This is a genomic window from Cupriavidus sp. SIMBA_020, from assembly GCF_046535395.1.
Classification (GTDB): Bacteria; Pseudomonadota; Gammaproteobacteria; order Burkholderiales; family Burkholderiaceae; genus Cupriavidus; species Cupriavidus campinensis.
On the sequence record NZ_JAWRWU010001161.1, the window covers coordinates 1 to 253 of the forward strand.

The following is a 253-nucleotide window of genomic DNA, read 5'->3' on the forward strand; positions in this document are numbered from 1 at the left end:
TCTCCATGCTTACTGCAGCAGGCTGCGCAGCATCCAGGCGTTCTTTTCGTGCACGTCCAGGCGCTGGGTCAGCAGGTCGGCGGTCGACTGGTCGTTGGCGGCGTCGGCCTTCTCGAAGGCGGCGCGGGCGGTCTTGGCGACCGACTCATTGGCGTTGACCAGCAGGCGCACCATTTCCAGCGCTTCGGGCACGGATTCCGGCTCGGCGATGGACGACAGCTTGGCGTACTCGCGATACGTGCCCGGCGCGTAG

General features: G+C 66.4%; 1 protein-coding gene. It reads right to left on the reverse strand.

What is annotated here, in order from left to right:
* Positions 1 to 9 precede the first annotated feature (9 nt).
* A partial coding sequence (locus SB751_RS33180; RefSeq protein WP_410749391.1) for a Dps family protein occupies positions 10 to 253 on the reverse strand: 244 nt, incomplete at its 5' end.